The 18,535-nt window shown below is 75.4% G+C and carries 16 protein-coding genes; 2 read left to right on the top strand and 14 right to left on the bottom strand.

What is annotated here, in order from left to right; genetic code table 11:
• Window positions 1–129 precede the first annotated feature (129 nt).
• From ABRQ22_RS14375 to hisC, 10 genes are all read right to left on the bottom strand, one after another.
• Window positions 130–1,956: an FAD-dependent oxidoreductase gene (locus ABRQ22_RS14375; RefSeq protein ID WP_353707213.1), complete on the bottom strand. Its 1,827-nt coding sequence runs from the start codon at window positions 1,954–1,956 to the stop codon at window positions 130–132.
• Window positions 1,953–4,214: a molybdopterin oxidoreductase family protein gene (locus ABRQ22_RS14370; protein ID WP_353709556.1), complete on the bottom strand. Its 2,262-nt coding sequence runs from the start codon at window positions 4,212–4,214 to the stop codon at window positions 1,953–1,955. The genes ABRQ22_RS14375 and ABRQ22_RS14370 overlap by 4 nt, the downstream gene beginning before the upstream one ends.
• Window positions 4,211–5,719 carry an MFS transporter gene (locus ABRQ22_RS14365; RefSeq protein ID WP_353707212.1) on the bottom strand — a complete coding sequence of 503 codons (1,509 nt, stop codon included), beginning with the start codon at window positions 5,717–5,719 and terminating at the stop codon, window positions 4,211–4,213. Before ABRQ22_RS14365 ends, ABRQ22_RS14370 begins: the two co-directional genes overlap by 4 nt.
• Before the next feature lie 161 nt (window positions 5,720–5,880).
• Window positions 5,881–6,582 (bottom strand): DUF6766 family protein, encoded by a 702-nt coding sequence (locus tag ABRQ22_RS14360; protein WP_353707211.1) that lies wholly within the window; start codon window positions 6,580–6,582, stop codon window positions 5,881–5,883.
• 85 nt (window positions 6,583–6,667) lie between these two features.
• Window positions 6,668–7,156, bottom strand: a complete 489-nt coding sequence (locus ABRQ22_RS14355; protein WP_353707210.1) for a hypothetical protein — start codon at window positions 7,154–7,156, stop codon at window positions 6,668–6,670.
• Window positions 7,157–7,253: 97 nt separating this feature from the next.
• Window positions 7,254–8,702, bottom strand: a complete 1,449-nt coding sequence (locus ABRQ22_RS14350) for a dihydrolipoamide acetyltransferase family protein (RefSeq protein WP_353707209.1) — start codon at window positions 8,700–8,702, stop codon at window positions 7,254–7,256.
• A gap of 54 nt (window positions 8,703–8,756) precedes the next feature.
• The gene (locus ABRQ22_RS14345) at window positions 8,757–9,749 is read right to left on the bottom strand and encodes an alpha-ketoacid dehydrogenase subunit beta (protein WP_353707208.1); all 993 of its coding nucleotides are present in this window, start codon (window positions 9,747–9,749) and stop codon (window positions 8,757–8,759) included.
• Window positions 9,746–10,858 carry a pyruvate dehydrogenase (acetyl-transferring) E1 component subunit alpha gene (pdhA, locus tag ABRQ22_RS14340; RefSeq protein ID WP_353709555.1) on the bottom strand — a complete coding sequence of 371 codons (1,113 nt, stop codon included), beginning with the start codon at window positions 10,856–10,858 and terminating at the stop codon, window positions 9,746–9,748. Before pdhA ends, ABRQ22_RS14345 begins: the two co-directional genes overlap by 4 nt.
• A gap of 314 nt (window positions 10,859–11,172) precedes the next feature.
• Window positions 11,173–11,439: a hypothetical protein gene (locus tag ABRQ22_RS14335; RefSeq protein WP_353707207.1), complete on the bottom strand. Its 267-nt coding sequence runs from the start codon at window positions 11,437–11,439 to the stop codon at window positions 11,173–11,175.
• A gap of 72 nt (window positions 11,440–11,511) precedes the next feature.
• Entirely contained in the window at window positions 11,512–12,591 is a 1,080-nt protein-coding gene (gene hisC, locus ABRQ22_RS14330; RefSeq protein WP_253052103.1) for a histidinol-phosphate transaminase, read from the bottom strand.
• A gap of 92 nt (window positions 12,592–12,683) precedes the next feature.
• Between hisC and ABRQ22_RS14325 the strand changes: the two genes are divergently transcribed.
• Window positions 12,684–13,073 carry a phage holin family protein gene (locus ABRQ22_RS14325; RefSeq protein ID WP_253052101.1) on the top strand — a complete coding sequence of 130 codons (390 nt, stop codon included), beginning with the start codon at window positions 12,684–12,686 and terminating at the stop codon, window positions 13,071–13,073.
• Between the two features lie 33 nt (window positions 13,074–13,106).
• Here the strand turns inward: ABRQ22_RS14325 and ABRQ22_RS14320 are convergent, their stop codons facing one another.
• Together ABRQ22_RS14320 and ABRQ22_RS14315 are read right to left on the bottom strand one after the other, a co-directional pair.
• A complete protein-coding gene (locus ABRQ22_RS14320) occupies window positions 13,107–14,777 on the bottom strand; it encodes a hypothetical protein (protein WP_353707206.1) in 1,671 nt (556 codons plus the stop codon).
• A complete protein-coding gene (locus ABRQ22_RS14315) occupies window positions 14,774–15,088 on the bottom strand; it encodes a hypothetical protein (protein ID WP_353707205.1) in 315 nt (104 codons plus the stop codon). The genes ABRQ22_RS14320 and ABRQ22_RS14315 overlap by 4 nt, the downstream gene beginning before the upstream one ends.
• Before the next feature lie 195 nt (window positions 15,089–15,283).
• On the opposite strand from ABRQ22_RS14315, the gene purB reads away from it, so the two are divergent.
• A complete protein-coding gene (gene purB / locus ABRQ22_RS14310; RefSeq protein WP_353707204.1) occupies window positions 15,284–16,771 on the top strand; it encodes an adenylosuccinate lyase in 1,488 nt (495 codons plus the stop codon).
• Between the two features lie 102 nt (window positions 16,772–16,873).
• Here the strand turns inward: purB and ABRQ22_RS14305 are convergent, their stop codons facing one another.
• Both ABRQ22_RS14305 and ABRQ22_RS14300 read right to left on the bottom strand, forming a co-directional pair.
• Window positions 16,874–18,037, bottom strand: a complete 1,164-nt coding sequence (locus tag ABRQ22_RS14305; RefSeq protein ID WP_353707203.1) for a hypothetical protein — start codon at window positions 18,035–18,037, stop codon at window positions 16,874–16,876.
• Window positions 18,034–18,447 carry a PadR family transcriptional regulator gene (locus tag ABRQ22_RS14300; protein WP_253052093.1) on the bottom strand — a complete coding sequence of 138 codons (414 nt, stop codon included), beginning with the start codon at window positions 18,445–18,447 and terminating at the stop codon, window positions 18,034–18,036. The genes ABRQ22_RS14305 and ABRQ22_RS14300 overlap by 4 nt, the downstream gene beginning before the upstream one ends.
• Window positions 18,448–18,535 lie beyond the last annotated feature (88 nt).

Below are 18,535 nucleotides of genomic sequence, written 5' to 3'. Positions count from 1 at the left end.
TTGCCCGTCCGTAACGGTGTTCTCACCCGGCGCCGCACCGCCGTGTGAGGTCGGCGGAGCGGGGCGAGATCGGCAGGTCGTGCCGAGATCGGCGATCGTGACTGCCGATCTCGACGAGGCCCGCCGATCTCACGTGCCGAGGCCGACGGGCGCCGGTGCTGCCTCGTCCTTCGGCTGGTCCGGGTCCGCCTTCGCGAGCCAGTCGACCAGACCGCACACGACGTCCCTGCAGCCTCCGCAGCCCGTCGTCGCGCGCGTGGCCCGCGCGACGTCGTCGACGCTGCGGGCGCCGTCGTGCCAGCACCCGACGACGTCGCCCTTGGTCACGCCGTTGCACGTGCAGACGGTCGTGCGGTCGGGCATGTGGGTCGGGGACGACGCCGGCGCGGGGGCCTGCGCGACAGGGCGCAGCAGCAGGTGGGCCGGGTCCGCGGGGACCGGGACCCGGCGGGTGTACGTCGCGGTGAGGTCGGCGCCCACCTCGGGCGCGCCGACGCACGTCGCGCCGACGAGCAGGCCGTCCGCGACGACGACCTCGACGTGCCGCCCCGACGCGGGGTCGCTCAGCGTCACGGAGCGGTGCGCGGGGTCGGGCGCCCGCCGCTCGCCGCACACGCCCATCGTCACGATCTCCAGCCCCGCCGCCTTGACGCGCACGACGTCGGTCCCGGCCCTCGGGCGCTCGTCCACACCGGGGTTCCCGGGACCAGGAGGGCGCGGACGACCCGTGGACCCGGGACCGGCAGGGTGGGCGGCGACCCCGGACACGCCCGGTGCCGACGGCCCGGGCGGCTCTCCGAGCGGGCGCGCGACGACGTTCATGGCGAGGCGCAGCGCCATGCTCGGCCGGTCGGCGTCGACCCCCAGGCGGACCCGTGGGCGCCCCGACGCCGCCCCCTGCGCGGCGTCCGGGTTCACCGCGCCGCCCCGGTCGGTCGAGCTCGCGCACCGCTCCGCGAGGTGGTCCGCGAGCCGGCGCGACTGGTCCCAGCCCTGCGCGATCAGCCCGGTGCCGCCCTCGGGCGGCTGCGCGCAGTCGCCGATCGCGAACACGCACGGGTCGTCGGGGCTCGCCAGGTCCGGCCCGACGACGACGCCCCGGTCGACCGCGAGGCCCGCCGCACGCGCGAGCCCGGCCTCGGGCACGGTGCCGCACGCGAGCACGAGCAGGTCGGCCTCGATGCCGACGAGCCGCGTCGCGTCGTCCCCCGCGCCCCCCGCCGGGCGGGCCGACGGGCCGGCGGGAGCGCCGCCGTCGGGCACGCGGAGCGTCACCCCGCGCACGGAACCCGACTCCACGAGGACGCGCTCGGTACGCGCGCGCGTCCAGGTCCGCACGCCGAGACCCGCGAGGCTGCGCGCGACGACGCCCCCCGCGGCGCGGTCGAGCTGGCGGTCCATGACGCTCGCACCCCCGTGCACGAGGCTCACCGCGACGCCGCGGCGCGCGAGCCCGCACGCGACCTCGAGCCCGAGCACGCCCGCCCCGACGACCACGGCGTGCCGCGCGTTGACCGACGCCGCGACGATCTCGCGCGCGTCGTCGAGCGTGCGCAGCGCGTGCGCGCCACGAGGCAGGCCGCCCGGGAGGTCCGTCAGGCCCGGCAGGTCGGGGACCCGCGCGGCCGCACCCGTCGCGAGCACGACGACGTCGTACGGGTGCGCGCCGTCGCCCGTGACGACGCGGCGCGCGGACCGGTCGATCGCGATGGCCTCGGTGCCGCGGCGCACCGTGACGCGGGCGTCGTCCGCCCCCGGCAGGCCGATCGCCGCGACGTCGACCTTGCCCGCCACGACCTCGCTGAGCAGCACGCGGTTGTACGGCGGGTACTCCTCCGCGCCGAGCACGGTGACCTCCACGGCCGACGTCCCCGCGGGCGCCCCGCAGCGCGCCACGAGGTCGCTCGCGAACCGCGACCCGACCATGCCGTTGCCGATCACGACGACGCGCGTCATGCGACCACCTCCTGCGCCGTGGACGCGCGCCGCACGTCCACGGCGCACACCTTGAACTCGGGCATGCCCGAGACCGGGTCGGTCGCGTCGGTGGTGACCCGGTTGACGCTTCCCTCCCCGCTCCAGTGGAAGGGCATGAAGACGGTGTCCGGGCGGATCCGGTCGGACCACCGCGCGACCGCCTCGATCGCTCCGCGGCGCGTCGTGAGGCGGGCGCGGTCGCCGTCGTCGACCCCGAGCCGCACGCCCAGGACCGGGTGGAGCTCGACGAACGGCTCCGGCACGAGCCGGTCGAGCTCCGGCACGCGGCGCGTCTGCGCGCCCGACTGGTAGTGCTGCAGCACGCGACCCGTGACGAGGTAGAGCGGGGCGTCGGCGCGCACGTCGTCGCTCGGTCCGACGTGGTCGACCACGACCATCCGCGCCCGCCCGTCCGGGGTCGCGAACCGGTCGAGGAACAGCCGCGGCGTCCCCGGGTGGTCCGCGGTGGGCACCGGCCAGTGCAGCCCCGGGCCGCCGTCGTCCTCGTCCGCGTCGAGTCGCGCGTGGCTCAACCCCGCGTAGTCGGCCACCCCGCCCGCGGACGCGCGCGCGAGCTCGTCGAAGACGACGGCGGGGTCCGTCGGGAAGGAGACCGACGAGCCCAGGCGACGCGCGAGCTCCGCGAGGATCCACAGCTCCGAGCGTGCCTCCCCGGGCGGGTCGACCGCGCGACGGCGCCGGATGACCCGCCCCTCGAGCGACGTCATGGTGCCCTCCTCCTCGGCCCACTGCGTCACCGGCAGCACGACGTCCGCGAGCAGCGCCGTCTCCGACGGCACGAGGTCGCACACCACGAGCAGGTCGAGGGCGCGCAGGTTCGCGGCGACCTGGTCCGCGTCCGGCGCGCTGACCACGACGTTCGACCCGTGCACGAGCAGCGCCCGCGGCCGCCCGTCCTCGGCGTAGGTGGTCCGCGCACCGGCCGGTCCAGGCCGGGCGCCGAGCGCGCGCAGGAGCCTGACGGCGGGCATCCCCGGACCGGGGATCGTCGCCGGGTCCACGCCCCACACGGACGCGACGTGCGCGCGCGCCGCCGGGTCGTCGATCCTGCGGTAGCCCGGGAGCTGGTCGGCCTTCTGCCCGTGCTCGCGCCCGCCCTGCCCGTTCCCCTGGCCGGTGATCGCGCCGTACCCGGAGCCGACGCGTCCCGGCAGGCCGAGCGCGAGCGCGAGGTTGATCGCGGCGGTCACCGTCGCGGTGCCCTGCGACGACTGCTCGACACCCCGCCCCGTCAGCACGTACGCGCCCGCGCCGCCGTGGGCGGGCGACGCGGCCGCGAGCAGCCGCGCGACGTGCCGCAGCCGCTCGGCCGGGACCCCGCACACCGTCTCGGCCCGCTCGGGCCACCACGCCATGACGGAGCGCCGGACGTCGTCGAACCCCGACGTGCGCGCGGCGAGGTACTCCGCGTCCCCGAGCCCCTCCGTGACCACGACGTGCAGCAGCGCGAGCAGCACGACGAGGTCGGTCCCGGGCACGGGCTGGAGGTGCACGCCCTGGTCGCCCACCGGCCCCGCGCCCGGAGGCGGGACCAGCCGCCCCGGCGACCGACCGTCGTCGGGCACGGCACGCTGCCCGACGACGTCCGCCGGCTCTCCCGTGAGCGCCGCGGTGGCGCTGCGGCGCGGGTCCACGACGACGAGCCCGCCGCGCGAGCGCACGCTCGCGAGGTGCTGGACCGACGGCGGCATGGTCTCGGCGAGGTTGGAGCCGAGCAGGAGCACGGCGTCGGCCCCGCCGAGGTCGGCGAGCGGGAACGGCAGCCCGCGGTCGACGCCGAACGCCCGGTTCGCCCCGGCTGCCGCCGACGCCATGCAGAAGCGCCCGTTGTAGTCGATGTTCGCGGTGCGCAGGACCGTCCGCGCGAACTTGCCGAGCGCGTACGCCTTCTCGTTCGTCAGCCCGCCGCCGCCGAACACGGCGACGGCGTCCCGCCCGTGCTCGGCCTGCACCCGGGCGATCCCGGCCACCACGACGTCCAGCGCCTCGTCCCACGACGCCGGGTGCAGCGCGTCGTCGCTCCCGCGCAGCAGCGGGGTCGTGATCCGGTCCGCCGCGCGGAGGACCGTCGCGCTCGTCCAGCCCTTCTGGCACAGCCCACCCCGGTTGGTGGGGAAGTCGCGCGGGGCGACGGTGACCGGGAGCGGTCCTGCGCCGGGCGTCAGGGACATGCCGCACTGGAGCGCGCAGTAGGGGCAGTGCGTGTCCACGCTCAGATCCCGGCCGACGCGAGCGCCGACCCCTTGCGCAGGTACACCGCCCAGGCGACGACCGCCATGACCGCGTACATCCCGATGAACGCCCACAGGGCCGGGACGAGCGAGCCGGCGAGGCTCGTCGACGCCGCGAACCCGCGCGGGATGAGGAACCCGCCGAACGCCCCGATCGCCCCCGCGATGCCGATGCACCCCGCCGCGGCCTTGCGCGCGCGGGCCCGGGCCTCGTCGAGAGCGGCGGCGTCGACCGCCGTCGGCCCGTCGAGCGCGCCGCCCGGGACGGCGCTCGCCTGGAAGACGGCGGGGATCATGCGGTAGGTCGAGCCGTTGCCGATGCCCGTCGCGACGAACAGGACGAGGAAGGAGGCGAAGAACAGGCCGAAGCTGTGCGACTGCAGCGCCTGGATCGCGCCGAACGCCCCGAGCGCCATGACGCCGTACGACGCGATGGTGACGCGCGTGCCGCCCACCCGGTCCGCGATGACGCCGCCGAGGGGCCGCGTGACCGAGCCGACGAGCGCGCCGAGGAACGCGATCGACAGCGTCACCTCGGGGAACTGGCCCGTGAGCAGCAGGGGGAACGCCCCGGCGTACCCGATGAACGACCCGAACGTGCCGATGTAGAGGAACGAGATGATCCACGTGTGCTTGTTCCGCGTCGCGGCGGCGAACGACTTCGGGTCGGCCTTCGCGGTGGACAGGTTGTCCATGAACCGCCACGCGAGGAACGCCGCGAGCAGGATGAACGGGATCATCATGAGCCCCGCGCGCTCGAGCGCGACGCCCGCTCCGGCGACGATGACGAGCGGCACCGCGAGCTGCACGACCGCCGTCCCCAGGTTGCCGCCCGCGGCGTTGAGCCCCAGCGCCTTGCCCTTCTCCCGCTCGGGGTAGAAGAACGAGATGTTCGCCATCGACGACGCGAAGTTCCCGCCACCGAAGCCCGCGAGCGCCGCGACCGCGAGCATGACCCCGAACGGCGTCCCCGGGTCCTGCACCGCGACGGCGAGCGCCGCCGTCGGGAGCAGGAGCAGGAGCGCCGAGACCACGGTCCAGTTGCGGCCGCCGAACAGCGGCACCGCGAACGTGTACGGGATGCGCAACGTCGCGCCGACGAGGCTCGGCACGGCGATGAGCCAGAACTGCTGGTCGACGGTGAACGTGAACCCGGCGGCGGGGAGCTGCGGCACGACGATCGACCACAGGGCCCACACCGCGAACCCGAGGAACTCGGCGAACACCGAGATCCACAGGTTGCGCGTCGCGACCTTCCGGCCGCCGTCGCGCCAGAACGTCGGGTCCTCCGGATCCCAGCGGTCGATCCAGCGTCCGGAGCGGTGGGTCGGGGCGGTCGCCGTGCGGCCGGCCGTCGAGGCGGTGGTCGGCCCGACGGCGGTCGTGGCCCCGGGCGCGGAGGCCGCGGCGGTCGTGGTGGTCGCGGTGCCGGAGGGGTGCTCTGCGGACTGCTCACCCTCGTGGGTGGTGGGGCTCGTGGGCGCGGACATGGCGGCTCCTTCAGCAGGTCCCGGTCAGTACCGAGGACGCTAGGAACGCCGTGTTTCCCCCGCGCGCGGCCGTCGTTAAGCCCGTGTGAGGTCTTCCGCACACCGAGCGCGGGGACGCTGTGAGCGGTTGGCGAGGTGGTGCGGCGTGCGGCCGCGCGGGGTCAGCCCTCGACGCCCGTCGCCTCGTGCGACGAGCCGACGGGCTTCGACTCGGGCGACCCGCGCTCGCGCAGGTAGATCGCGAGCACGACCATGCTCAGGACCGCCAGCATCTCGGACTGCCAGTTCTGGAACGTCCGGCTCCAGAAGTCGGGCATCGAGAGGTACTCCGTCCAGGGCACGGGGTCCTCGAGCTCGCGCAGCTGCTCCTCGCTGAACGCGACGGCGCCCGCCGCCGACTGCGCCGCCCACGAGCCGAGGAAGATCGCGCCCATGACGAGCGAGAGTGAGCGCGAGTAGACCGCGAGCCGCCAGCCCCCGGCCCGCGCCCAGGCCGGGGAGTCGGGCGTCGCGTGCTCGCCCACCTTCTGGTCCTCGTCGGACTCGCGGCCGGCCTCCTCGAGCTTCTTCGACTCGGGCGAGCCGCGCTGCACGAACCACACGGTCGCGGTGATGAAGAGCAGGAACTGGAGGTACTCGGACTGCCAGTTCTCGGTGACGTCGACCCAGAACGCCGACGACGCCACGTACTGACCGAACGTCACGGGGTCCAGCCCCGCCGCGCGCTGGTCCGTGTTGAAGACCGCGACCCCGCTCACCGCCTGGGCGACGAGCGACGCGAGGAACGCGGCGGCGAAGAAGAGGCTCAGCGAGCTGGCGCGCAGCCCGCCGAGGACGCCGCCCTTGCGGGGACCGGCGCTCATCGGTGCACCGCCGCGAGCACGAACGTGACGGCGAGGCCCGCGCCGACGAGCACGAGCGTGGCCCAGAACATCAGCCGCGGGACCCTCATGCCGCCACCTCGCAGTCGTAGGGGCGGTCCTCGCGCGGCGTGCAGCCCGCGGCGGTGACGACCCAGCCGTCGCCCGACACGGCGAGGAAGAGGGTGTCGGTCGCGGTGACCACCTGCGCCTGGCGGCCGGCCACGTGGACGTCCTCGACGACGAGGTCGTCCCCCGCGGCGGCGAGCGCGGCGAGCGGACCGTCGGGCGCGGCGACCACGTCCGCGCACGGCTCGCCCTCGTCCGCGGCGAGCGCGTCCGCGGCGTCGGGCAGGAGGAGGTCGCACGCGGCGGCGCCGTCACCCCCGGCGACCGCGGCGGCGAGCTCCTCGACGACGGCCCGGGCGTCCGCGGCCCCCGGTCCGGCGCACGCGGTGAGGCCGAGCGCCGCGAGACCGACGAGCGCACCCGTGGGGATCGCCGCCCGAGCCCGGCGCCCGCGTCCCGGCCCGGCTCCCGCCGTCGGCCGGACCGCCCTGCCCTGAGCGCTGCGCACGCGACCTCCCTCGAACGACACCGGTGAGGTTCACCGGCCCCTCCGAGGCCCATGCTCGCCGTTCCCCGGGTGCCCGCAAGCGGAGCACCGCGCGGGCTCAGCCCCAGACGAGGCCGCGCGCCGGGTCCTCGAGCACCTTCGCGACGTCGGCCAGCACGCGCGCGCCGAGCTCGCCGTCGACGAGGCGGTGGTCGAAGCTCAGCGCGAGCTGCGTGACCCAGCGCTTCTTGATCTTGCCCTTGTGGACCCACGGCTGCTCGCGGATCGCGCCGAAGGCGAGGATCGCGGCCTCGCCCGGGTTGAGGATCGGCGTCCCGGTGTCGATGCCGAACACGCCGACGTTCGTGATCGTGATGGTGCCGTCGGACATGTCGGCGGGCGACGTGCGGCCCGCCCGCGCGGTCGCGGTGAGGTCCGCGATCTCGCCCGCCAGGCCGTGCAGGTCGAGCCGGTGCGCGTCCTTGATGTTCGGCACGACGAGCCCGCGCGGCGTCGCGGCGGCGATCCCCAGGTTCACGTAGTGCTTGTAGACGATCTCCTGCGCGGCGTCGTCCCAGCTCGCGTTGATCTCGGGGTGGCGGCGCACGGCGAGGAGCAGCGCCTTCGCGGTGACGAGCAGCGGGGTGACGCGCACGTCGGCGAACTCCCGGTCCTCGCGCAGGGTGTGCACGAGGCGCATGGTCTTGGTGACGTCGACCGTGTGGAACACCGTGACGTGCGGGGCGGTGAACGCGCTCGTCACCATCGCCTCGGCCGTGCGCTTGCGCACCGACTTCACGGGCACGCGCGTCTGGCGGCCGTCCGGGGTGACGGCGCCGGACGCGAGCCACGGCTGGTCGTCGTCGGCGTACGTCGCCAGCGGCTTGGCCTTCGCCTGCTCGTGGTACGCCTGCACGTCCTCGCGCGTGACGATCCCGCCCGGGCCGGTGCCGGCGACGCTGGCGAGGTCGACCCCGAGGTCCTTGGCGAGCTTGCGCACCGGCGGCTTCGCCAGCACCGGCAGGTGCACGTGCCCGACGGCGGCGGGCGTCGGCGCGCTCGCCGCAGGCACGGCCGCGGGTGCCGGGGCAGGAGCCGGGACGGGGGCGGCCGGGGCCGCGTCCGGAGCGCGGCGGCGGCGACGGGCCGTACCCGGCTCGACCGTCCCGTACCCCACGAGCACCGAGCCGGAGCCGCCGGCCGCGGCGGTCGCCCCGCCCTCCGACCCGGCACCCGGGGCGGGCGAGGCAGGAGCGGGAGCCGCGTCCGCGCCGTCGGGCACGACGCCGGCCGGCGCGGCGGGCGCCGGCGCGGTGCCGGACGGGTCGGTGTCCACGACGATGATCGGCACGCCGACCTCGACCGTCGTCCCCTCGGGCGCGAGGATCTCCGTGACGACGCCCGTGTACGGCGACGGGAGCTCGACGAGCGACTTGGCCGTCTCGATCTCGACGATCGTCTGGTTGACCGTCACGGCGTCACCGACGGCGACGTGCCACTGCACGATCTCGGCCTCGGTGAGGCCCTCGCCCGCGTCGGGGAGGTTGAACTTCTCGAAGGTGGGCACTGCGTGGTCCTCCTGGTGGTCCCGGTCGGCGCTGTCGAGGTCGCTACGGTCGCGTCAGAACGCGAACGCGCGGTCGACGGCGTCGAGCACGCGGTCGAGGCTCGGCAGGTAGTCGTGCTCGATCTTGGCGACGGGGTACGGGGTGTGGAAGCCGCCGACGCGCAGCACCGGCGCCTCGAGCGAGTAGAAGCACTCCTCCGTCACGCGGGCCGCGACCTCGGCGCCCGAGCCCAGGTAGGCCGGGGCCTCGTGCACGACGACGCAGCGCCCGGTCCGGCGCACGGACTCCACCACGGTCACGGTGTCGAGCGGGGAGATGCTGCGCAGGTCCACGACCTCGACGCTGCGTCCCTCCTGCTCGGCCGCCGCGGCGGCGCGGAGCGCGGTCGCGACGGTCGGGCCGTACGCGACGAGGGTCAGGTCGGTGCCGGGGCGGACGACGCGCGCACGGTCCAGCACGGTCGCGCCCTCGCCGCGGCCGGAGACCTCGACGGGGCCCTTCTCCCAGTAACGGCCCTTGGGCTCGAAGAACAGCACGGGGTCGGGCGAGGCGATGGCCTCCTGGATCATCGTGTACGCGTCCTGCGGCGTGGACGGCGACACGACGCGCAGGCCCGCGGTGTGCGCGAACAGCGCCTCGGGGCTCTCGCTGTGGTGCTCGACGGCGCCGATCCCGCCGCCGTACGGCACGCGGATCACGACGGGCACCTGGAGCTTCCCGCCCGAGCGGTAGCCCATCTTCGCGAGCTGCGTGGTGATCTGGTCGTACGCGGGGAAGATGAACCCGTCGAACTGGATCTCGCACACCGGCCGGTAGCCGCGCAGCGCGAGGCCGATCGCCGTGCCGAGGATGCCGGACTCCGCGAGCGGCGTGTCGACGACACGGTCCTCGCCGAAGTCCTTCTGGAGCCCGTCGGTCACGCGGAACACGCCGCCGAGCGCGCCGATGTCCTCGCCCATGAGCAGGACCTTCGGGTCGGTCTCGAGCGACCGGCGCAGGCCCTCGTTGATCGCGCGGGCGAGGGTCAGGGTCTTGTTCTCGCTCATCGGGCCACCTCCGCGGCCGGCTCCTCGAAGGACTGCTGGTAGTCGGCGAACCACGCCTTCTCGCGCTCGACCACGGCGTTCGGCGTCGCGTAGACGTGGTCGAACATGGTCGACGGGTCGGGCGCGGCGAGCGCGCGCACCTCGTCGCGCAGCCGCTCGCCGAGCGCGTCGGCCTCGGCCGCGACGTCGGCGGCGAACGCGTCGTCCCACGCGCCCTCGGCGCGGAGCAGGTTCTCGAGCCGGTCGATCGGGTCGCGACGGCGCCAGTACTCCTCCTGGGCCCGCGAGCGGTACTTGGTCGGGTCGTCCGACGTCGTGTGCGCGCCCATGCGGTAGGTGAACGCCTCGACGAACGTCGGACCGCCGCCCGTGCGCGCCCGTTCGAGCGCCTCGGCCGTCACGGCGTAGCACGCGAGCACGTCGTTGCCGTCGACCCGCACGCTGGGCACGCCGAACCCGCCACCGCGGCGGTACAGGGGCACGCGCGACTGCTTGGTCGTCGGCTCGGAGATCGCCCACTGGTTGTTCTGGCAGAAGAAGACGACGGGCGCGTTGTTCACCGCGGCGAACACCAGCGCCTCGTTGACGTCGCCCTGCGACGTCGCGCCGTCGCCGAAGTACGTGACGACGGCCGTGTCGCGCTCCGGGTCCCCCGACCCGACGAGGCCGTCGCGCTGGACGCCCATCGCGTACCCGGTCGCGTGGAGCGTGTGCGACCCGATGACGAGCGTGTACAGGTGCACGTTGTGCTCCGTGGGGTCCCACCCGCCGTGGTCGACCCCGCGGAACAGGCGCAGGCGCGCCGTCGGGTCGATGCCGCGCACGTGCGAGACGCCGTGCTCGCGGTAGGACGGGAACACGTAGTCCTGCGGGGCGAGCGCACGGCCGGAGCCGATCTGCGCCGCCTCCTGGCCCTTCGCCTGCGCGAACAGGCCGAGCTCACCCTGGCGCTGGAGCGACGTCGCCTCGTCGTCGAAGCGGCGCGTGAGCACCATGTCGCGGTAGAGGCCGCGCAGGGCCGCGGCGTCGAGGTGGGCGACGCGCTCGCGGTAGCCGTCCGTCTCGGGGGTCGTGACGCGAGATCCGGCCGGCGTCACGAGCTGGAGCAGGGGGGCGTCGTCGGGACCGCCCGCGACGTCGGGGAGGTCGGGGGGCGTGCTCGCGCCGTCCCGCGCGGCGGTTCTCGCGTCGTTCTCGGTCACGCGACTCTCCTTCGGTGCGGCCCGGCCGTGCGGCCGGCCCGCTCGGGGGCAGGAGGCGCCCGGTCGGGGCGCCGTCGGAACCTACGTCTCCGTAGCCTACGCAAGCGTAGGCTACGACACCGTAGGTTCGGCTGCCGACGTGTCGCCCAAGATCCGCCGCGACAGGCTGTAGGGATCCTCCAATCCCCACCGGGCGGCCCCCGCGCCGACGGGGGCCCGCCCTACCTCGGGTACGCGCCGCCCGCGCGCAGCGCGTCGCGCTCGCGCAGCACCGGCCAGCGCGAGAACGCGAAGACGAGGAACATGACGACGTTGAGGATCGGCACCAGGCCCACGAGGATCCACCAGCCCGAGTAGCCGGCCTTCTGGATGATCCGGACGTAGGCGACGAGGAAGATCACCGCCAGCGCGACGTAGAGGACCAGCGCGGCGGTGCCGAAGGCCCAGCCGTACTCGTCGACGAGCTGGTCGGTATCGATGGAGTCCATGCTCGCGAGTGTTCTCGCGCCGTCGGCGCCCGGCAACAGGGACCGCTCGGCACGGGTCCGGGACGGACGGCCTCAGAGCCAGGTGGCGCTCACGCGCAGGAACAGGTCCGTCGCCTCCGGCTCGCCGACGCTCACGCGCAGCCCCTCGCCCGCGAACGGGCGCACGATCGCCCCGGCGGCGCGCGCCTCCTCGGCGCGCTGCGCGGTGCGCTCGCCCAGGTCGAACCACACGAAGTTCGCCTGCGACTCCGGCAGCACCCAGCCCTGGTCGCGCAGGCCCTCGACGAGGCGCGCGCGGTCGGCGACGAGGTGCTCGACCCGCTGCAGCAGCTCGTCGCGCGCCGCGAGCGACGCGATGGCCGCGCGCTGCGCGACGTGGGAGACGCCGAACGGCGTCGACACGGCGCGGATCCCCGCCGCGAGCCGCGGGCGCGCGACGGCGTAGCCCACGCGCAGTCCCGCCAGGCCGTACGCCTTGGAGAACGTGCGCAGCAGCACGACGTTCGGGTGCTGCGCGTACACCGCGAGGCCGTCCGGGGCCTCGGGGTCGCGCACGAACTCCAGGTACGCCTCGTCGAGCACGACCAGCACGTCCGACGGCACCGCCGCGAGGAACGCGTCGAGCTCCTCGCGGTGCACGACCGGACCGGTCGGGTTGTTGGGCGTGCACACCATCACGACGCGCGTCCGCTCCGTGATCGCCGCGGCCATCGCGGGCAGGTCGAGCCGGCCGACGTCCGCCCCGGTCCGCAGCGGCACCTGGACCGACGTGCCGCCCGCGACCGCGACAGCGATCGGGTAGGCCTCGAACGAGCGCCACGGGTACACGACCTCGTCGCCCGGCTCGACGACCGTCTGCAGCACGTGCGCCAGCACCGCGACCGAGCCGTTGCCCACCACGACCTCGTCCGCGCCGACGCCCAGGTCGGCCGCGAGCGCCTCGGTGAGCTCGGTCGCGTACATGTCCGGGTAGCGGTTCACGTCCGCGGCGGCGTCGGCGATCGCGGCGACGACCGACGGCAGCGGCGGGTACGGGTTCTCGTTGGAGGAGAGCTTGAACGCCGCCGCGCCCGGGGCGACACGGGCCCCGGGGACGTAGGCCGGCAGCGCGGCGACGGCGGGACGCAGGGGGACGCGGGGTTCGTGGGCCACGGTCCTCGATCATGCCACCTGCCCGGCGCGGTCCCGCCGGGGCGCGGCCCGGCGCCGTGCCCGGGCGCCGCCCGGATGGCAGGATGCCCGGTATGAGCTTCGTCGTCCGCGTCCTCGTCACCGGCCTCGCGATCTGGCTCACGAGCCTGTTCATCGACGAGCACTTCCAGATCGTCGGGTCCGACACCGCCGGCGGGCAGGTCGTCATCATCCTCGTGGTGGCCCTGCTCTACTCGCTCGTGAACGCGATCATCAAGCCGATCGTGCAGATCCTGTCCATCCCGCTCTACATCCTCACGCTGGGGCTGTTCTCGCTGGTCGTCAACGCGCTCATGCTCATGCTCACCGCGTGGATCACGGAGCAGACGGACTGGGGCATCCGCATCATCGGCGGGTTCTGGTGGGCCCTGCTCGCGGCCCTGATCATCGGGCTCATCAACTTCGCCGTCTCGGCCGTCGTGCCCCGGGCCCAGGACCGCTGACCCCGGCCGCCTCGGTCCGCGGGACGGGCGCCGCTACCGCGCGTCGTCGTCGCCTCCCCCGCCGTCCGGGCCCGGCGCGGTGAGCTCACCGGCCCCCGGACTCCCCGTGAGCGGGGTCCCCGGCACCGCGGGCGACGGCGCCCCCGGCGCCGGCACCCCCGGCGCGCCCGGGAACGGCGTGCCCGGGGCCCACGGGGGCGTGAGCGACCGCGGGACCGCCAGGTCCCCGATGCAGAACGTGGTGTCCGGGTCGGGCACCAGGCGCGCCTCGTAGACGAGCGGCTCCTCCGCCTGGCCGTCGAGCAGCCGCTCGACGTCGTCCAGGTGCTCCTCGAGGCCGCGGTCGCCCACCTCGACGGCGGCGTCCAGGACCTCCTGGTGGAAGTGCACGCTGTGCGGCCACTCGAGCGACGGCCCGCCGCCCGGAGCCGGCAGGGTCCCCGTCACCGTGACCCTGTCGGGCGTCGCCCGGTTCTCCGCGCCGTCGAGGTCGGAGATCCCCTCGCCCTGGGTCTCCAGGTGCGTGCCCTTGACCCCCGGTGGGAGGGCGTGGCCGGCGACGGGCGAGCCCGCCGTCACGACGTGCCGCACGGAGTACGTCCCGACGGTCGCCGCCGCGACGGTCGCGGCGATCATGCCGCCCTGGCTGTGCCCCACGAGCACGACGTCGTCGTCCGGCCCGATCCCGGCCTGACGCATCGCCTCCAGCACGGCGCGGGTGCTGTCGGCCCGCGCCCGCACCGCCGGGTCGTCGTCCATGAGGTCGTAGTTGGACGTCATGGTGAAGACCGACCGGAGATTGCCGGGCTGCGTGCCGGGGATCGCGACCACCCACGTGGGGGTGCCGTCGTCCTTGACGATCCGCTGGACGCTGAGCGTCGAGTCCGTCGCGAGCGCGTCCACGGCGCCGAGCGCGGACCGCACGTCGGTGGGCGTCGGCAGGTCGCGTGGCGCATCGACGAGCCGGACGTCGGGGTCGGGCAGGAAGCGGTCCCGCAGCGGCTGCGCGAGGCCGCGCAGCACCGACGCGCCGTTGCCGACGGTCGGCATCCGGTGCCACGGGCGGTCGGCGTCGAGCAGGCCGATCGCCCGGCTCAGCGCACGGATCGTGGCAGGGTGCAGCGACTCTCCCGAGGTGACGACCCTCAGCGCGGACGGACGACCCTCCAGGAACGAGTGCAGGACCCCGACGGTCCCCAGGGAGAGGATGCCGATCAGCCCGGCGGCGGCGGCACCGACCGGGCTGAAGCCCCCGACGGCGAGGAGCACGAGGTCCTGCCACAGTGCCGTCGCCGCGGCGTCCGCGTCGTCGTAGACGCGCACCGCATGCTGCAGGCGCGACGCGAGGTCGCGCAGGCCCCGCTCCTGCTCCTGCGCGAGGCCGATCGCGAGGTCGAACGCCTCGAGCGCGGCCGCGCGCGCCGCACGTACCTCCGCCGACCAGCACGGCGTGGCGTGGACGTCCCAGCCCGACGTGGCCTGGATGGGCGCCGGTGCCGCGAGGCGACCCGCGAACGACGTGGGGCTCGCGGTCGTCACGTCCACGGAGTCCCGCGCGGCTCGGAGCGCGGCCACGGTCCCGGCGACGAGGTCCGCCCGCGCGCCGAGCGCCACCGCCTGCGCGACGACCGCCGCCGTCTCGACCGCGGTCGGCTCCGTGCCGCCGCGCACCACGACCACGGGTGCCGGGCGAGGGCCGCTCACGGCAACCCCGCCGCGGCGAGCTCGGCCCGGATCCTCGCCACCTCGGCCTCGGCGAGGACGGTGAGCGCGTCGAGGCGCAGGAGGCAGCTGTCGAGCAGCATGCCGAGCCGGAGCAGCCCGCCGCGCCGCTCGGCGGCGGCACCGTCGTACGACGCGCGCGCGTGGCCCGCCCACGGCAGGTCCGGCACGACGAGCGCGGCACCGGCCCGCGCGACGTCGTCCTGGGCGGTGAGGACCCGGGCCCGGGCGAGCGAGACGCCGAACGGCGCAGCGTCGCACGACGGGGGCGGCGGGGGCGACGAGGAGGACATGGCGGCGACCGTACGCAGGGCCTCGCCCCGGACGCCGCGGCCCCGTCCGCCGCTGTGGACGGGCCGCTCGGAAGACGGTCCTGGGGACGGCCACGCACCGCGCGGCGCCCACGGATCGCGCGCCGGCCCAGGAACGCGTGCCCGGACTGCGGGAGGCGCGGGCCGCCGTCGGGCACGCGTGGGAGAATCAGGGGCGTGCCCGAGAACCCTGCCGCAGACGCCCCTGCCCGCGTGTCGCTCGCCGAGGTGACCCCGCCGATCGCGCTCGGCCCGCTCGACGGGCGCTACCGCGCGGCCGTCGCACCGCTCGTCGACCACCTCAGCGAGGCCGCGCTCAACCGCGAGCGCGTCCACGTCGAGGTCGAGTGGCTCATCACGCTGTGCAACGGCGTCCAGGCGGTCGACGAGAACGCGGTCCGCCCGGTCGTGCCGGGCGCCCCCCAGCTCTCCGACGCGGAGGTCGCGTACCTGCGCCGCATCCCCGCGACGTTCGGCGGCGAGGAGATCGCCGAGCTCGCCGCGATCGAGCGCGAGACGGTGCACGACGTCAAGGCGGTCGAGTACTTCGTCAAGCGCCGCCTCGCCGCGGCGCCCGACGCCCTGGGCCCGGACACCGTGCTCCCCGGCGTCGGCGAGCTCGTGCACTTCGCGTGCACGAGCGAGGACGTCAACAACCTGTCCTACGCGCTCATGGTGCGCGGCGCCGTCGAGCAGGTGTGGCTGCCCGCCGCGACCGCCCTGGCCGACCAGCTCGCGGACATGGCGCGCGAGCACGCGGACGTGCCGATGCTCTCGCGCACGCACGGCCAGCCCGCGACGCCGACGACGCTCGGCAAGGAGCTCGCCGTCCTCGCGCACCGGCTGCGCCGCCAGCTCCGCCGGATCGGCGCGGCCGAGTACCTGGGCAAGCTCAACGGGGCGACGGGCACGTACGGCGCGCACACCGTCGCCGTGCCGGGCGTGGACTGGCCGTCGGTGTCGAAGCACTTCGTCGAGGGCCTGGGGCTCACGTGGAACCCGCTGACGACCCAGATCGAGTCGCACGACTGGCAGGCCGAGCTGTACGCGGACGTCGCGCGCTTCAACCGCATCCTCCACAACCTCGCGACCGACGTGTGGACGTACATCTCGCTCGGGTTCTTCACGCAGATCCCCGTCCCCGGCGCCACCGGGTCGTCGACCATGCCGCACAAGGTCAACCCGATCCGGTTCGAGAACGCCGAGGCGAACCTCGAGATCTCGTCCGCGCTGCTCGACACGCTCGGCGCGACGCTCGTCACCTCACGCCTCCAGCGCGACCTCACGGACTCGACGACGCAGCGCAACGTCGGTCCCGCGTTCGGCCACTCGCTCCTCGCGATCGACAACGTGCGCCGCGGCCTCAAGGCCCTCGCCGCGAACGCCGACCTCATGGCGGCGGACCTCGACGAGAACTGGGAGGTGCTCGGCGAGCCCATCCAGTCGGCGATGCGCGCAGCGTCCGTCGCGGGCGTCCCCGGCATGGAGAACCCGTACGAGCGCCTCAAGGACCTCACGCGCGGCCAGCGCGTCGACGCCGCGCGCCTGCGCGAGTTCGTCGCCGGCCTCGGCCTTCCGGACGACGTAGCCCAGCGCCTCGCGAACCTCACCCCGGCCACCTACACGGGCCTGGCGGCCCGCTTGGTGACGGCCTACCTGGACTGACCCAGCCCCGCGCCGAACACGACATGAGGGCCGTTATCCGGTGGATAACGACCCTCATGTCGTTCTCGCGAGCGCGCAGCGTCGTTCTCGGCGGCGCAGGTGTCAGACGGCGGTCGGCTCGCCCGGGTGCGGCGCGTCCGGGTGCGGCGTGCCTCCCGTCGCGGCGAGCAGAGCCCCGTGCGCGGCGCGCGCCTCGGAGAGCTCGTCGAGACGGTTGACGACCCAGCGCAGCACGAGCGTCGCCGCGGCGGCGATCGCCAGGAGGCCGACGACGTTCCCGAGGTCCGCCGTCTGGATGCTCACCGTGCCGGACCAGAAGAAGGTCGAGCGACTCAGCAGCACGGCGACCGCGAGACCGCCGAGCACCGGGACCGCCTGGCGCGTCCGGCGCCACAGGAGGGCGACGCCGAGGAGCAGGACGACCGGTACGGCGAGCGCCTGAAGCGTCCACGAGACCAGGGCGCCACCCGACCACCACGGCATCCCGAGGTGCGCCGCGTCGGCGGAGGTCGCCGCGACGAAGGCGCCGAGGACCAGCGCCATGGCCCAGACCGTCGCCGCCCGGAGCGCGACCGGCTCGGCGCCGACCCGGCACGTCCGTCCCGCGGCGAGCACCCCCGCGTACGCGACGAGCCCGACGACCCACGGTGCGTCGAGGTACGCGGCATAGGCGCTGCCCGCAGCGACCGACCCGACGAGCGCGGCCACGCCCGCCCCGGCGGCGAGCACCGCGACCACGAGGCCGACGCGTCGCGCCCCGACGAGCGTGAGGGCGACCGCCGCGATCCACAGGGCCCACATCGGCGCCGTCGGGACGGTCGCCGCGAGCGGCGCGCCGCCGTCCGGGCCGAGCATCGCCCGGACGATCGCGGCAGCGAACGCGAGGACGCGCACCGCCATGACCACGAGCACCGCCGGGAGCAGCACGAACAGCAGCCCGGTCGCCGCCCGCCGCTGCCGCGGCGTCGAGCCCAGCGGCGCGAGCGCCCACTCGCGGGCGGCGGCGCGCAGCAGGTCCCACCGCTCGGCCCGGGTCGGGCGCGACCGCCCCGGCCGCGCGCCGTCGAGCAGGTGACCGAGCATCTCGGCCTCGTGCGCCCGTCGGTACGTGTACGGGAAGAGCCGCAGGAGTCGGCGGTAGTCCCGCACGAGCACGGGGGCGACGAGCACCGTCGGGCCGGGCTCCGCCGTCGGGCTCGCCGCGGCAGGAGCGGCCGTCACCCCGTCGCCCGCCGCGCCGGGGCGGCCCCCGCGGTCCCCGCTCATGCCGGCACCGCCCCGCCGTCGGCGAGACCTCCCGCGACGCCGCGGGCGGGGCGCGCCGCGACGCCGTCGCGCGCCACCGCGGTCGCGCGACGGCGGGCGCCGAGGCGTTCGAGCGCGCGGCGCGCCTGGGCCTCGGCACGCTCGGCCTCTGCGGCGAGGCGCGTCCCGCCCTCCGTGGTGAGCCGGTAGTAGCGGCGCAGGCGCGAGTCGACGACCTCCTCGCGGTCGACCTCGACGAGCCCGGCGGCGACGAGCCGGTCGATCGCGCCGTAGAGCGTCCCGGCGCGCAGCGTCACGCGGCCGTCGGAGCTGGACTCGACGTCCTGCGCGATGCCGTACCCGTGCAGCGGACCGGCCGCGAGCGCGGACAGGACGAGGAACGCGGGTTCCTGGAGCGGTCTGGATGCCATGGCGACGACCATACCCTCGCAGCGAACCTATGGAGCACGACGCGCCGCAGTGCGAAACGTTTCGCACCCTCCCGGCCGCTCCCCGACA

Origin of the sequence: Cellulosimicrobium sp. ES-005 (genome assembly GCF_040448685.1) — a bacterium.
GTDB lineage: Bacteria > Actinomycetota > Actinomycetes > Actinomycetales > Cellulomonadaceae > Cellulosimicrobium > Cellulosimicrobium cellulans_G.
Note: the sequence above shows the minus strand (reverse complement) of the source record. Positions and strands in the feature narration are given on the sequence as shown.